The 13,874-nt window shown below is 64.4% G+C and carries 13 protein-coding genes; 6 read left to right on the top strand and 7 right to left on the bottom strand.

Annotated features, from left to right (window positions below):
- Positions 1-64 precede the first annotated feature (64 nt).
- Both AC0L2F_RS30660 and treZ read right to left on the bottom strand, forming a co-directional pair.
- Entirely contained in the window at positions 65-922 is an 858-nt protein-coding gene (locus AC0L2F_RS30660) for an SDR family oxidoreductase (protein ID WP_473250944.1), read from the bottom strand.
- A 63-nt stretch (positions 923-985) separates the two neighbouring features.
- Positions 986-2,797, bottom strand: a complete 1,812-nt coding sequence (treZ, locus tag AC0L2F_RS30655) for a malto-oligosyltrehalose trehalohydrolase (RefSeq protein WP_473250943.1) — start codon at positions 2,795-2,797, stop codon at positions 986-988.
- Between the two features lie 259 nt (positions 2,798-3,056).
- On the opposite strand from treZ, the gene AC0L2F_RS30650 reads away from it, so the two are divergent.
- The 4 genes from AC0L2F_RS30650 to AC0L2F_RS30635 all read left to right on the top strand — a co-directional run bounded on the left by AC0L2F_RS30650 (position 3,057) and on the right by AC0L2F_RS30635 (position 7,412).
- Entirely contained in the window at positions 3,057-3,314 is a 258-nt protein-coding gene (locus tag AC0L2F_RS30650; protein WP_007614018.1) for a DUF3606 domain-containing protein, read from the top strand.
- 43 nt (positions 3,315-3,357) lie between these two features.
- Positions 3,358-5,595, top strand: coding sequence for a glycogen debranching protein GlgX (glgX, locus tag AC0L2F_RS30645; RefSeq protein WP_473250942.1), 2,238 nt, complete (start codon positions 3,358-3,360; stop codon positions 5,593-5,595).
- 105 nt (positions 5,596-5,700) lie between these two features.
- A complete protein-coding gene (locus tag AC0L2F_RS30640) occupies positions 5,701-5,994 on the top strand; it encodes a hypothetical protein (RefSeq protein ID WP_007614022.1) in 294 nt (97 codons plus the stop codon).
- Between the two features lie 146 nt (positions 5,995-6,140).
- Positions 6,141-7,412, top strand: a complete 1,272-nt coding sequence (locus AC0L2F_RS30635; protein ID WP_018453925.1) for a DUF892 family protein — start codon at positions 6,141-6,143, stop codon at positions 7,410-7,412.
- Between the two features lie 3 nt (positions 7,413-7,415).
- Here AC0L2F_RS30635 and AC0L2F_RS30630 read toward each other — a convergent pair whose 3' ends face one another.
- On the bottom strand, positions 7,416-10,532 hold the full coding sequence (locus AC0L2F_RS30630) for a DEAD/DEAH box helicase (RefSeq protein WP_473250941.1): 3,117 nt from the start codon (positions 10,530-10,532) through the stop codon (positions 7,416-7,418).
- On the opposite strand from AC0L2F_RS30630, the gene AC0L2F_RS30625 reads away from it, so the two are divergent.
- On the top strand, positions 10,531-10,761 hold the full coding sequence (locus AC0L2F_RS30625) for a hypothetical protein (RefSeq protein WP_473250940.1): 231 nt from the start codon (positions 10,531-10,533) through the stop codon (positions 10,759-10,761). The genes AC0L2F_RS30630 and AC0L2F_RS30625 overlap by 2 nt on opposite strands.
- A 158-nt stretch (positions 10,762-10,919) precedes the next feature.
- Here the strand turns inward: AC0L2F_RS30625 and AC0L2F_RS30620 are convergent, their stop codons facing one another.
- A complete protein-coding gene (locus AC0L2F_RS30620; protein WP_007614033.1) occupies positions 10,920-11,180 on the bottom strand; it encodes a hypothetical protein in 261 nt (86 codons plus the stop codon).
- Between the two features lie 121 nt (positions 11,181-11,301).
- On the opposite strand from AC0L2F_RS30620, the gene AC0L2F_RS30615 reads away from it, so the two are divergent.
- A complete protein-coding gene (locus tag AC0L2F_RS30615; RefSeq protein WP_063995039.1) occupies positions 11,302-12,033 on the top strand; it encodes a DUF3750 domain-containing protein in 732 nt (243 codons plus the stop codon).
- 276 nt (positions 12,034-12,309) lie between these two features.
- Here AC0L2F_RS30615 and AC0L2F_RS30610 read toward each other — a convergent pair whose 3' ends face one another.
- From AC0L2F_RS30610 to AC0L2F_RS30600, 3 genes are all read right to left on the bottom strand, one after another.
- Entirely contained in the window at positions 12,310-12,597 is a 288-nt protein-coding gene (locus AC0L2F_RS30610) for a DUF2934 domain-containing protein (RefSeq protein ID WP_473250939.1), read from the bottom strand.
- Between the two features lie 297 nt (positions 12,598-12,894).
- On the bottom strand, positions 12,895-13,056 hold the full coding sequence (locus AC0L2F_RS30605; RefSeq protein WP_007595988.1) for a DUF2934 domain-containing protein: 162 nt from the start codon (positions 13,054-13,056) through the stop codon (positions 12,895-12,897).
- A gap of 147 nt (positions 13,057-13,203) precedes the next feature.
- On the bottom strand, positions 13,204-13,860 hold the full coding sequence (locus AC0L2F_RS30600; protein ID WP_473250938.1) for a hypothetical protein: 657 nt from the start codon (positions 13,858-13,860) through the stop codon (positions 13,204-13,206).
- Between the last annotated feature and the right edge of the window lie 14 nt (positions 13,861-13,874).

Genomic DNA, 13,874 nt, shown 5'->3' with positions numbered 1-13,874 from the left:
GCTGGTGAAGACGTACTGGACGTGGCGGCCCCGCGGGGCTGCCACGTTCTCGTTGCAGGTTCGGTCAGATGAAGGGCTTGCCGCCGGTGACCGCCAGGGTCGCTCCCGATGTGTAGCTCGAGAGCGGATCGGCGAGCATGACATAGGCGGTCGCGAGTTCGGCCGGCTGGCCGGCCCGCTGCATCGGCACCTGCTTGCCGAAGTTCTTCACCTTGTCCTCCGGCATCGTCGACGGGATCAGCGGCGTCCAGATCGGACCCGGGGCGACCGCGTTGACCCGAATGCTCTTCGCCGCCAACATCTGGGCGAGCCCGCCGGTGAAATTCTGAATGGCGCCCTTGGTCGTGGCATAGGCCAGCAGGGTCGGATTCGGCATGTCGGAGTTCACCGACGCGGTGTTGATGATCGCCGCTCCCGGGCGCATGTGGGGGACCGCAGCCTTGGTGAGATAGAACATGGCGTGAATGTTGGTCTCGAACGTCCGCTGCCATTCCTCGTCGCTGATATCGGCGATCTCCTTGAAGGTGTCCTGATGCGCCGCGTTGTTGACGAGGATGTCTATTGCGCCGAACGTCTCGACGGTGCGCTGGATGATTGCGCGACAATGATTGGGATTGCGGATGTCGCCGGGGATCAGGACGACCTTGCGTCCCTCGCGCTCCACCAGCGTCTTGACCTCGGCGGCATCCTCCTCTTCGTTCAAGTAGGCGATGACGATGTCGGCACCTTCCCGGGCATAGGCGATCGCGACCGCGCGGCCGATGCCACTGTCGCCTCCGGTGATGATTGCCTTCTTTCCGGCCAGCCGCCCGGAGCCCCTGTAACTTTCCTCCCCGTGATCCGGTCGAGGATTCATCGCGCGCGTCGAGCCGGGCATCGATTGCTGCTGCGGCGGGAAAGGCGGCTTTGGATATTCAGTCATGAAGCGGCTCCAGAGATTTACTCCGCTAACGGAAAGCTTTCGGAAGCGTTCCTCGCGGTTCCATCACGCCTCCTGGCCAAGCCGCACGATGATGTCGTTCGGCAACAGGGGCGGCGCCTCGGCCGCGCCCGATCGCCATAGGCTCTCGCCCGCAACCAGCGCCGGCATGGGCAGTTCGCCGTCCGCGAAATTGGCGACAATCTGCAAGATGTCTCCGTTCTCCGTCCGCCAACGAGCGTCCAGGCCGCCCTTACGCTGGTCCTCTCCCAGCAACTTGCAACGAGCCGACACGAAACCCCGTTTGATCAGCGGCACGATCTTCTCGCGCCGTAGCTTCAGCAATCGGGTTGTGAGGCCGCGAAACCTGGCGCTGGCGGGAGAGCGGTCGATGCTGGTCCAGTCGAGCTTCGATGCCGCGAAGGTTTTTTCATCGCACGGATCCGGAATTCTGGCGCGCATGTCGGGCGTCGAGAATGCTTTGAAATGCGAGAACTCCTTGCGCCGCCCTTCCCGCGTCAGCTCGGCAGCTTCGCCAGACCAGTCAGCGAAAAACAAGAATGGCGTCTCGGCCGCGGCTTCCTCACCCATGAACAACATCGGAATGTGCGGGTTCAAGAGAACCAGCGCCACGGCCTGGTCCAGCTTCTCCGAACTTACCAGCGCGGAAAGCCGCTCCCCGAACGCGCGGTTGCCGATCTGGTCGTGGTTCTGGGCGAAGAAGATGGTGGCCTCAGGCGGCAGATGCGCGCTCGGCTCGCCGCGCGGTTCGTCATGCAGCGGAAAGACTTCGCCCTGGTAGGCAAAGCCCTCGGTGAGCGCTCGCGCGAGATGTTCGAGCGGCCTGTCTGCGAAGGCGCGATAATAGCCTTCGTCCTCGCCCGTCAGCAGGACGTGGAGCGCGTTGTGAAAATCATCGCCCCATTGCGCGTCATAGAGCCGGGTTCGCCCTTGCGCTCGGTCGAGCAAGCGGGCCTGATTGGCCTCGTTCTCCAGCATCAGATGCACGCGCCGGCCCGGCAGCTGACTGCGAACCGTCTCGGCAAGCTCGATCAGGAAATGGCGGTCGGAATCGTCTTTCAGGGCGTGAACGGCGTCCAGCCGCAAGCCGTCGAACCCGTAGTCGCGCAGCCACATCAACGCGTTCTCGATCAGGAACTCGCGCACGAACGCGCCGTCGTGTCCCTCGAGATTGACGGCCGGGCCCCAGCTGGTGCTGTGGCGCGTGGTGAAGAAGCTTTCCGCATAGAGGTGCAGGTAATTCAGCTGCGGCCCGAAATGGTTATAGACGACATCGAGATAGACCATGATGTCGAGGGCATGCGCCGCGCGTAACAGCCGCTTGAGGTCTTCCGGCCTGCCGTAGCGTGCATTCGGCGCATTCAGCAGCACGCCGTCATAGCCCCAATTGTGCCGGCCGGGGACGTCATTGAGCGGCATCAGCTCGATTGCGGTAATGCCGAGATCGCGCAGATAGGGCAGCTTCTTCTCGACGCCGGCATAGGTGCCTTCCTCGCTGAAGGTGCCGACATGCAGCTCGTAGATCACGGCTTCCGCCCAGGGGCGGCCGGGATAGAGCACCGAATCCCGGAACGCCGCGGCGTCGATCACCTCGCTCGGCGCCCCGACGTCGTCGGGCTGGAAGAGCGAGGCCGGATCGGGAACGACCAGGTCTCCGTTGATCCTGAACTGATAGCGCGTGCCGACATGCGCGGTGGGACTCAACGATTGGTACCAGCCGTCCTCGTCGCGCGTCATCCGGAGTGGCGGCCGGCCGGCCTCGAGCAATTCAACCGATTGCGCCGTCGGCGCCCAGAGATTGAAGCAGACCCCATGATCAAGGCATCGAGGGCCGTGGTGTCGCGCTTGCCCGGCCATTCCCAATCTGTGACTCAAACCTGGCCGCCTTTGCGTGGCTGGAAGTAACAGCACGCTTCGGCTCGATTTTACGATCGCTTGAGCATGCTCAGGACGGGAAAAGCCGAGATGCAGGCATTCGTTCCTCAGGCCGGCGCCACACCCGTTGTGTGCACTTTTGGGCCGAGGTGCGGCGACGATGGGTGGGGAAGATCACTGTTGCAAATGGGGAACGGAATCGCGTGGGCGACGGTTGCAATTCTACACAGGAGTTCTCACCATGCGCCGCCCGAAGCCGCAACCGATCCGCAACAAGCTCGACTTGGCCGACCGTACTCAGGTGCGCCTCGTCAGAAAGCGTCTCGGACTTTCCGACGCGGAGCTGACCAGCATCGTCGAGCGGACCGGCAACTCGATTGCGGCCATCAGCAAGGAGGCGGCGCTGCAAAGGGCAACCACGCTGCCCAAGCCGGACGATGTGCCTCCTGTCGCCGTGATCGCTTCGGCGACCGTCGGCGAGCAGGCGACGCGGAAGTGACGGCAACTGCACCAAATTCTTGAAGGGCTGTTCGGGGGGAACGATGGATCAACAAGTACATTCGGATGACGCCCTGACGCGAGCGGCCTCAAGCCTGCGCCGCTCCCGCATCAGCGAGGGCAAGCCGTTTCCGCTCGGCGCCACCTGGGACGGGCTCGGCGTCAATTTCGCGCTGTTTTCCGCCCATGCGACCAAGGTCGAACTCTGTCTGTTCGACGACGACGGCGAGACCGAATTAGAGCGGATCGAGCTCCCCGAATATACCGACGAAGTCTGGCACGGCTATTTGCCCGCGGCCCGTCCCGGCACCGTCTACGGCTACCGCGTCCATGGCCCCTACGAACCCGACGCGGGACACCGCTTCAATCCCAACAAGCTCGTGCTCGATCCCTACGCCAAGCAGCTGGTCGGCCGGTTGCGCTGGGGACCGGAGCTGTTTGGTTACCAGCTCGACCATGCCGACAAGGATCTCTCCTACGACGAACGCGACAGCGCGCCCTTGATGCAGAAATGCCGCGTCATCGACCCGGCCTTCACCTGGGGCGCCGCGCGCAAGCCGGAAGTGCCATGGGAGCGGACGATCGTCTACGAGATGCACGTCAAGGGCTTTACCCAGCTGCATCCGCTGGTACCGGACGCAGATCGCGGCACGTTCTCCGGTCTCGCGCATTCGGAAGTTCCGGCCTATTTGCGATCGCTCGGCATCACCAGTGCAGAATTGCTGCCGATCCATGCCTTCGTCGACGACAGCTATCTGGTCGAGAAAGGCCTGCGCAATTACTGGGGCTACAACTCCCTCGCCTTCTTCGCCCCGGAGCCGCGCTACCTCAAGACGCCGTTCGCGAACGAATTCAAGGCCATGGTCAACCAGTTCCACGCCCATGGCATCGAGGTCATCCTCGACGTCGTCTACAATCACACCGCCGAAGGAAACGATCTCGGCCCAACCCTGTCATTCAAGGGCATCGACAATGCCAGCTATTACCGCCTGCTGCCGGACCAGCGGCGCTATTACATCAACGACACCGGTACCGGGAACACGGTGAACCTGTCGCACCCGCGCGTGCTGCAACTGGTCGCGGACTCCCTGCGCTACTGGGCGACCGAGATGCGGGTTGACGGCTTCCGCTTCGACCTCGCCACCATTTTGGCACGCGAACCCTATGGGTTCGACGAAGGCGGCGGCTTCCTCGACGCCTGCCGCCAGGACCCCGTGCTCTCCAGCGTCAAGCTGATCGCCGAGCCCTGGGATATCGGTCCTGGTGGCTATCAGGTCGGTCAGTTTCCGCCGGGATGGGCGGAGTGGAACGACAAGTTCAGGGACACCGTGCGCGCTTTCTGGAAGGGCGACGAAGGCACGATCGCGGACTTCGCCAAGCGCGTGTCCGGATCCGGCGATCTCTTCAACAAGCGCGGACGCCGGCCATGGGCCAGCGTCAACTTCGTCACCGCCCATGACGGTTTCAATCTCAACGATCTCGTCTCGTACAACGACAAGCACAACGAAGCCAATGGCGAGGACAATCGCGACGGCCACAGCAACAATCATTCCTGGAACTGCGGCGCCGAGGGACCGACGGACGATCCGGACATCATTGCGCTGCGCGAGCGCCAGAAGCGCAATCTGCTGGCGACCATGCTGTTGTCTCACGGCACGCCCATGCTGCTTGCCGGCGACGAATTCGGACACACTCAGCACGGCAACAACAACGCGTACGCCCAGGACAACGAGACCACATGGCTCGACTGGATGGGCATCACCGCCAACGGCCGCAGCCTGCGCGAATTCACGCGCAAGCTGATCGCCACGCGCAAGGCGTTTCCGATTCTTTACCGCAGCCGCTTCCTGGTCGGCTCCCACAATGAAGAGCTGGACGTGAAGGACGTGACGTGGCTCGCGCCGTCCGGGGAGGAAATGACGACGGAACAGTGGCAGGACGGCAACGCCAAATGCTTCGCGTTGCTGCTCGACGGCCGCGCCCAGGAGACCGGGATCAAGCGCCGCGGCTCGGACGCAACCATGCTGCTGATCTACAACGCCCATCACGACGTCGTCAATTTCACCTTGCCTGCCGTCGCCGAGGGACGCAGCTGGGTCGGGTTGATCGACACCAATCAACCGGAAGGGCAGATGCCCGCGTTCGACTTCGGGCACGTTTATGCGATGACCGGGCGATCCCTCGTGGTGTTCGGTCTCGCCACCGAGAGCATCGCCACGCGCCGTTTGCGACAGGGCCTCGGCGCGCTGCTCGACGTCGTGGAGGCGCCGCTGCCGGGATAGTTCGTCGTCACACGGTGAGCCGACGCTGTCGAGTTGACGACGACAGGGAACGCGCGCAGGTCACCGGCGTTCGAGGAGATGGGGCATCAGTCGGAGAACACCGAGATGAAGTTCACAGGTGCCGTTATCCTCGCCGCTCTCGTGCTGCCTGGAGCAGCCTGGGCGCAGGCCAGCAAACCTGACGTTTCGTCCGCGCCGAGCGCGCAGAATTCGGGTGCCGGCATTGCCGGACAGCCCGGCAACAAGAACGGTCCGGCCGCCAAGCCCGGTGAAACCGTTGGATCGAATTCGACGAGCTCCACTGGCAACACCGCCGTGCAATCGCAGGACCCGTCGCATATTCAGGGCGCACCGGGCAACAAGAATGGGCCGCCCGCCAAGCGTCCGGACCAGCGCTAAACGAACACGTCCACAATCCTGCCGATCGACTTCGAACGACCTGCGCCTGATATCATCGGCGCAGGTCGTTTCGCTAGGAACGAACGCTGAAGCCGCCCGTTCGGGACTCACCTTCTTTCCACTCCCTCCTGCACCGAGAGTCCACCATGTATCATCACGTCAAGAAGCTGATGTTCACCGTTCGCGTCGACGAGCCGGATCCCCGCTTCGGCAACATGCTGCTGGAGCAGTTCGGCGGCGCCAATGGCGAGCTCGCTGCCGCGATGCAGTACTCGATCCAGGGGTTGAACTGCGAGGATCCCGATCGCAAGGACCTCCTGATGGACATCGGCACCGAAGAGCTCAGCCATCTGGAAGTGGTCGGCACGCTGGCGCGGATGCATCTCAAGCCGTCGAAATTCGACCGCCAGGCGGCCGAAGCCGATCCCCTCATCGCCATCGCGGGCGGCGGCGGAGTCAATCTGTTCAACTCGCAGGGAAATGCCTGGACCGCCGACTATCTGAAGATCACCGGCGAGCTCGACGTCGATCTGCGCAGCAACATCGCCGCAGAGGCGCGGGCCAAGATCGTCTACGAGCGGCTGATCAATTTCTGCGACGACGCCGGCAGCAAGGACGCGCTGCAGTTCCTGATGACCCGCGAGATCACGCACATGAAGGCGTTCGCGCTGGCGCTCGAGAGCATGGGCAAGCCGGCCTTCAGCATCGGCCGCATTGCCCCGACGCCCGGCCTCGTCGACCAGTTCTTCAACGATTCCACCGGTGCCGGCGATCATGGCGAGATCGACACGCGTGGCCCATGGAACGAGGGCGGCGACTGGGTCTTCACGGAGTCGCCGGCAATCCAGGCGGGCGAACCGGGTCCGGCCTCGGCCATCGTCACCGAGAGCTCGCCGCCGGCGGACGAAGCCGGTCTCGGCGATCTGCTCATCAACGAGCTGCGCGATATCCTGCATGCCGAGAAGCAATTGACCAAGGCGCTTCCCAAGATGGCGGAGGCCGCCCGCTTCGACCAGTTGCGCGAGCTGTTCGAGCAGCACCTCGCGGAGACCGAAGCGCAGGTCGAGCGCATCAACGAATGCTTCGAAATGCTCGGCAAATCCGCCCGCGCCAAGCCCTGCAAGGGCATGATGGGCCTCGTCGAGGAAGGCCAGGAGATCATGGCCGAGGGCGAGGACAAGGAGGACGCGGCGGCCGACCTCGCCCTGATCGGCGCGGCGCAGCGCGTCGAGCACTACGAGATCGCGGGCTACACCACGGCGCGCAACCTCGCCCAGCAGCTTCGCCACAGTGCCATTGTCGCGCTGCTGTCGAAATCACTCGCCGAGGAGGAGAACGCCGATCAGCTCCTCAACCAGGTGGCTCGCTCGCTGATGTCGGTGGCGAAAATGCCCGCGGCAGTCGAGCAGACCGAATGATCCTCATGCGTCGAGGAGTTCGAGGAATTCCTCGACGCGCCTGAACGGGTCCTGATCACGGCGACCGGCGTAGACGACGCGGTCGCCGTCGCGCTGTAGCGCTCCCGCCTGCGACTTCCCCCTGGATTTCCGCAGCCGCCCCGGCAGGAAAGTCGCGGCGACGGCCTCGGGCCCGACATCGAGCCTGACGATGCCGCGCCGCTTGCAATCGATCCGGAGCCTGGCGGATGCGAAGAAGTCGCGGGCCTCCGGCGGCAGCCTGCCGAAACGACGCGAGATCTCCTCCTCCAGATCTTCCAGATCGTCGTCGTTTCGGCACCTGGCAGCGCGGCCATAGATCTCGAGCCGGACCGCTTCCGATTGCACGTAGCCTTCAGGCAGCATGTCAGCCAACGGCATATTGAGATCAGGCACCCACAGATCGGCGCCGGTATCGCTGCCTCGCTCGGACGCCCGCTTCAGAAGGTGACTGTAGAGCACCGGTCCGAACACCTGGACATGCCCGGACTGCTGTTCCGAGAACAGATCGCCGGCGCCCCTGAGGTCGAGGTCGCGCTCGCTGATCGCAAAGCCGGCACCCGGCTTGCTGAACTCCTCCAGCACCGCCAGACGTTTCTCGGACTGCTCCGAGGTCGATTCCGTCAGCAGATGGGCAAAGGCGCGCGTGCCGCCGCGTCCCACCCGTCCCCTGAGCTGATGCAGCTGCGCAAGCCCGAACTTTTCGGGCCAGCACACCACGATGGTGTTCGCGCGCGGAATATCGAGACCGCTTTCCACGATATTGGTCGCCAGCAGCACGTCCGCCTCGCCATCGACGAAACTCATCATGCGGTCGTCGATCTCGTCCACGGGCAGTCTGCCGTGAAGACAGACGATGCGCAGCTCCGGTGCCACCGATTGCACACGGGCCAGCATCGGCTCCAGATCCTGGATGCGCGGGCAGATCAGAAAGCTCTGACCATGCCGCCTGCGCTCGCGCAGCAGCGCCGCGGCGATGGCAGCGTCGGACAGCGGCGCGATCCTGGTCACGATGGGAAGGCGATGAACCGGCGGCGAGGCGATCACGCTGAGATCCCGGAAGCCGGCAAGTCCCGCCGCGAGCGTTCGCGGGATCGGCGTCGCGCTCATCCACAGCGAATGGGCTCCCTTGGCGAGGCCTGAAAGCTTCGCCTTCTCCGCTGCGCCGAAATGCTGCTCTTCGTCGATGATGACGAGGCCGAGGTCGGCGAACTTCACGTCCTTTGCCGCAAGCGCCTGCGTGCCGACCACGACTTTCAGCGCGCCGCGCCGCAGCCCCTCCTTGGTCTCTCGCGTCTCCGGGCCTGAACTGGCTCGCGACAGGCTTCCCACCTCGATGCCGAGAGGGCCGAACCGCTTGCGGAAGGTTTCGACATGCTGCCGCGCCAGCACGGTGGTCGGCGCCGCGATCGCCACCTGCTTGCCCGACAGCGCCACTGCGGCCGCCGCCCGCAGCGCGACCTCGGTCTTGCCGAAGCCGACGTCGCCGCAGATCACCCTGTCCATGGGATGGCCCGCCGCAAGATCGTCGAGGACGTCTTGAATCGCCTGGCCCTGGTCCACTGTCGTGAAATAGGGGAACCGCGCGACGAACTTTTCGTAGGCCGGCCCCGGTGGCACCAGTTTTGGTGCACGACGGCGGAGGCGCTGGCTGATGTGTTTGGCGAGAGCCTTGGCGGCGACCTGGATTTCCGCTTCCGCCTCGGTGCGCCGCGCCCACCAGCTGCTGCCGTCCGCCTTGTCGAGCGTCAGCTTGCCGGGCTCGCCAGCATAGGGCCAGATCACGGCAAGATCGGACGGCGGTACGAGCACGGCATTGTCGCCCGCGAATTTGAGCCTGATCATCTCGCGTCGCGATCCCTTGCCCATGTCGAGGGTCTGCAAGCCATCGAGCACGGCGAGCCCGCGTTGCAGATGGACAATGGCGGCGCCCTTTTCGGGCACATCAGGATGATCGAATGCCGGGTTCCAGGCTCGCGCCATCGGCTGGGGATGATGGGCCCGGCTGCCGAGCACGTCGGAGGCGGTCACGACGACGAGCGGCTTGCGGCCGGCGCCAATGAACCCCGCGTCGAAATCGGCCAGCAGCGCGCCTTCGCGGCTCCGTGCCTTCGTCACCTCGCTCCAATCGGCCAGCCGCTCCGCCTTGATGCCGCTCATGCGCTCCATCGCGCGAAGGTCGTCCTCGACGGCTGCGACGAACAGCAGCCGCGATCCGCCGCGCTGCATGTCGGCGACGAAGGCGCGAAGCGCCTTGCGCGGCGAGGCCAGCTTCGAGAACTCCGGCGTCGAGATGAAGGCGGCCTTTCGCGGCAGCACGCTGATGCGCTTCTTCAGCTGCTTCCAGTCCGCCTGCCCCAGATACTCGCGCTCCGCATCCCTGCGGCCGGCGGCGTCCTCGATCGTGCCCAGCCAGCTCTCGGCGTGAGCCGATACCCCGGCATCCGCGATCCATCGCGCGCGGCTGCAATAATCCGGCAGCGTCGCCCGCTGTCCGCGCGTAGCTCCCAGTGCGATCCGCTCGGACATGGGATCGATGATCAATTCGGCGGTCTCGTAGACGACCTCGTGCTCGATGGGATCGACCGCGACGATCTTGCGGATCGTGTCTCCGGAATGCTCGATCCGGAAGGGAGCGAGCGCGCCGGCGGGAAACACTTCGAACGTCTTGCCGTGGAACAGGACGCCGCCCGGATACTCCGCCTCTTCGTCGAGATCGTAGCCGAGAGCTTCCAGCCGCGTCTCCAGCTCGGGCCCGGAATAGGGCGCGCCCACCTTCAGCGTGAGGCTCGACCGCGACCAGCTCGCCGGCAGCGGCAGCCGTTCCATGATGGCTTCCGCGGTGGACACCAGGAAGACGGGCTTCTTTGCCTTCGCGAGACGCCGCAGCACCGAGCTGCGCCGGCCCGCGATCTCGCGGGAGGGCTCGAGGCCGTCGAAGGGCAGCGTGTTCAGCCGCGGAAACACCAGCACGTCGACCGAGGAATCGAGGGCGTGGATCACGCCGCCCAACCGCTCCGCCCTGCTCTCGTCGTCGCAGAGGAAGACGAGGCCGTCGCGGCCGGACTTCTCCCACTGCTCGAGCAGATGCAGCGCCAGCATGCCGAGCGGCGATGAGGAGGCGACCGCGGCACGCGAGGCGCTCTTGTCCAGGCGCTGGCTTGTCGAGCTCGTGCTTCTCGAGCTCGTGCTCTTCGTGCTCTTGCGTTTCGCGCTTTTGCTTATCGAGCCTTTGCTTTTCGAGCTCTTGCTTTTTGTCTTTATCGCGCCGGTCGTGGCCCGGGCTTTCCTGGTGGGCGCCAATGTGTATCCAACTTTGTTTCGCAAATAGAGGCGAGCGACGACGAGCCCTCCCGTCGAGCTCCGTCGATAACGCGCCTCGGGCCTGAGCGCCCAATGACGTCATTACAATTTTGCAATTGCGTTGAAAAGCAGAGACAGCGGGGGAAGGCAAGCGGCCTGAGCGGGCAGAAGCTAACGGACAGGCGGCTATTGCAGGACCTTCGGCAGCACCACGACCACGTCCACGCTCTGCGCGAGGATCTGCGTGGCGACCACAGCGAGCTGGTGCGAGAACTCGTCCTCGATCTCGGCCGCGCAATCCTCGTCGCTGGCGATGGCAAACAGCAGATTACCGTCGATCTCGTCGAACCGGATGCCGGCGAACAGGCGATCGAAAATCTCGGCGCCCGCGATGTACGCGATTCGCGCCTGGATGGCCTGGTCCTCGACGAGCGACAACTTCCTCATGGACGCAACATATGGCCGCACCACCCGAATGCAAGAGCAGGAGAGCGCTGGCGCGGCGTGCCTTGCGAACTATATTGGTGGCATCGTCCCGCCCGACCGCCATTTGCCCTTGAGGAAATTCTTGATTCTGTTCCTGCTGCTGATCTTCCTGCCGATCGGCGTATCGGCCGGCCGCTATTATTTGCGCGGCGACGGCCGCGGCAACTGGCAGACCGCGGATCGCTCCAGCGCCGGCCTGCTGCCGCCCGCATCCGCCAATCCGGATGCGCTGATCCGCGTGTTCGCCGCGCGCACCGTGCGCTGGCGCAGTATTTTTGCCGTCCACACCTGGATTGTCGTCAAGGAGAAGGGCGCCCCGACGTACAGCCGATACGACTACACGGCCTGGGGCGACCCTGTTCGCAGCAACGGCTTTGCGCCCGACGGCCGCTGGTTCGGCGCCCTCCCGGAAACGGTCGTCGCCGTCGACGGCGCGCGGGCCGAAGCGCTGATTCCCAAGATCCGCGCCGTCATCGAGAATTACAGGTTCCGCGCCTATGGCGACTACAGCGCCTGGCCGGGACCGAATTCCAACACCTTCGTGCAGGCGGCGCTCGACGCCGTTCCCGAGCTACGCGCTGTGCTGCCGCCGACCGCCATCGGCAAGGACTTTCCCTACAGCGGACGCTGGGCCGGCATCACGGCGTCCGGCACCGGACTCTACGCTTCGCTGTCGGGCTATCTCGGCATGACCATCGGCTGGGTCGAAGGGGTCGAGATCAATTTCCTCGGCGCGGTGCTCGGCCTCGACATCCGCCGCCCCGCGCTGAAGCTTCCAGGCATAGGCCGCCTGGGTGTCGCGGCCGGCGCGTAAAGCAATGACGGAGCAGTCCCATCAAAGTCGGTGCCCTCCCAGGCTTGCCGACATCGTCCTTCCAATGTGTGCTTCAGGTCACAGCAGAATCGAGCGCCTTGGCCTAGACTGAACTTGCATGGCCGCAAACAAGGTAACGGCGGTACGCACGAGGCTGGAGAGGCGACCAACAGCTACGGACTTTTGAAGCCGCCAGGTGAAGAACTCGGCGGCTTTTTCTCTGTCCGGGAACGCGCGGCCGAAGCTTGTTCGCTACCGATGTGGCTACCGGAACTTCTACCGTTTGTCTGAGGAATCCGAGGGCCTCCGCTGATCGCGCTCTTCTTCGATCTGCCGTTCGGCCTCGAGCCAAAACTCCACATCCCGATCGACCGGGCGACCGGCCTGCTCCCAGAGTTCGTACGCGCGCGCTCGCACCTTGCCGCGCCGCATCATGCGAAGCAGCTTTTGCTTCAGCTCCTCGGCGAAGCTCCTGAATCGCTGGACAGTGGTTTCGTCTTTGACAAGGGCTGCCGCTCGCGTTGCAAGTTCGATCTGGTGCTCTATCTTTTGCCGCTCGTCCACCGCAAACCCCGCCGTAGCCCCGGGCCTGCGTCGCAGCCCGTGCTGCTCACAACCTAAATTCCTGCTGGAAGGCTCTGTTCCGCCTTCAATGCCAGTTCCTTCAATGCCAAGTCCTTCAATGCCACGTCGTGTCCGCTTCGACGATCACCGCCCTTGTTTCGGGATCTTCCGTCGCGTTGCAGGTGCAGGGCATGCCCTCACCGCATCGACAGCCGCCCAATTCGTCGCTCCAGGCGCGGAGCGGATGGTTTTCGCAGACCCATCCCAGACCGTGGCAGAATGGGCAGCTCTTGTCGGTCACAGCGTATCCGGCGTCCGCATGGGGTTCGACTTGTCCTCGTTGCGCAGCTCCTGCTCGGCCGCGTGCCAGAACTCTTCCTCGCGGCCTTCCGGCTTGCCCGCCTGTTCCCACAAGCGGTGCGCGCGTTCTCTGATGTCGTGATCGGTTGGCTCGGGCATTGTGTCTCCTGCGAAGAGACACGGCCCCACCCTGGGGGGTATGGGGGCTTGGAGGCGGGGCCGTGCAGGCCAGCAAATCGGCGGCGACGCTGGCCCGCTGAGTCAAGCCTCAATGGTGCGCAAGAGTTCCTAGCGAGAACGTTGTCATCAGCCGAAATCCGCGATACGGGCGTCGAGCGCAAACATGCTTTGATAAACTTCCGGCTCGCTCGCCCCGGCCATGACGTCGGCGGCAATTTCCGCGGCTTTCCGCAAGGCGGCCTGCAGCGACGCGACGTCGAGCGCCTCGATCAGCAAAAGCCCAGCAAAAAAGTCTTCGTTCTTCCGCATGCCCTTCTCAGCGGTCCGCACCGACGTCCGCGCCTCGTCGGTCCCACCGATCTGCACAGCGGCAACCCCGTCGCACGCAACGAGCGCCCGCGCCAAACCTTGGGGATCTTTCGGCAACCTCTCGATCCGCAGCGCCACGATCGATGCGCCCTCGCCCCGCCCTGCCCGCGCGATCATGACACCGCCGCCCCGCACGAAATTGCCGAGCTTCGGCATGATGCGCTGTGACCACGGCGTCGGTGCGTTGAGGCGCGTCAGATAGGCCTCGCCGTCGAGGACCTCCGGCGTCTCCAGCTCATACAGAATAAAGAAGCGGTTGATGTCGTCCCTTGCCGCGCGGAAGACACGCGATGCCAGGAAACCCTTCGTCGTCACGCGCTCGGTCGTGTGCTCACGCGTCAGCCAATGCCGGTAGTCGGTCAGGTCGTGAGCCTCGACGTCGCTCCAGATCGCCAGAAATCCCGTGCCGCGCATTGCGCCCTCCATGC

The organism is Bradyrhizobium sp. Ken64, from assembly GCF_055807555.1.
Note: the sequence above shows the minus strand (reverse complement) of the source record. Positions and strands in the feature narration are given on the sequence as shown.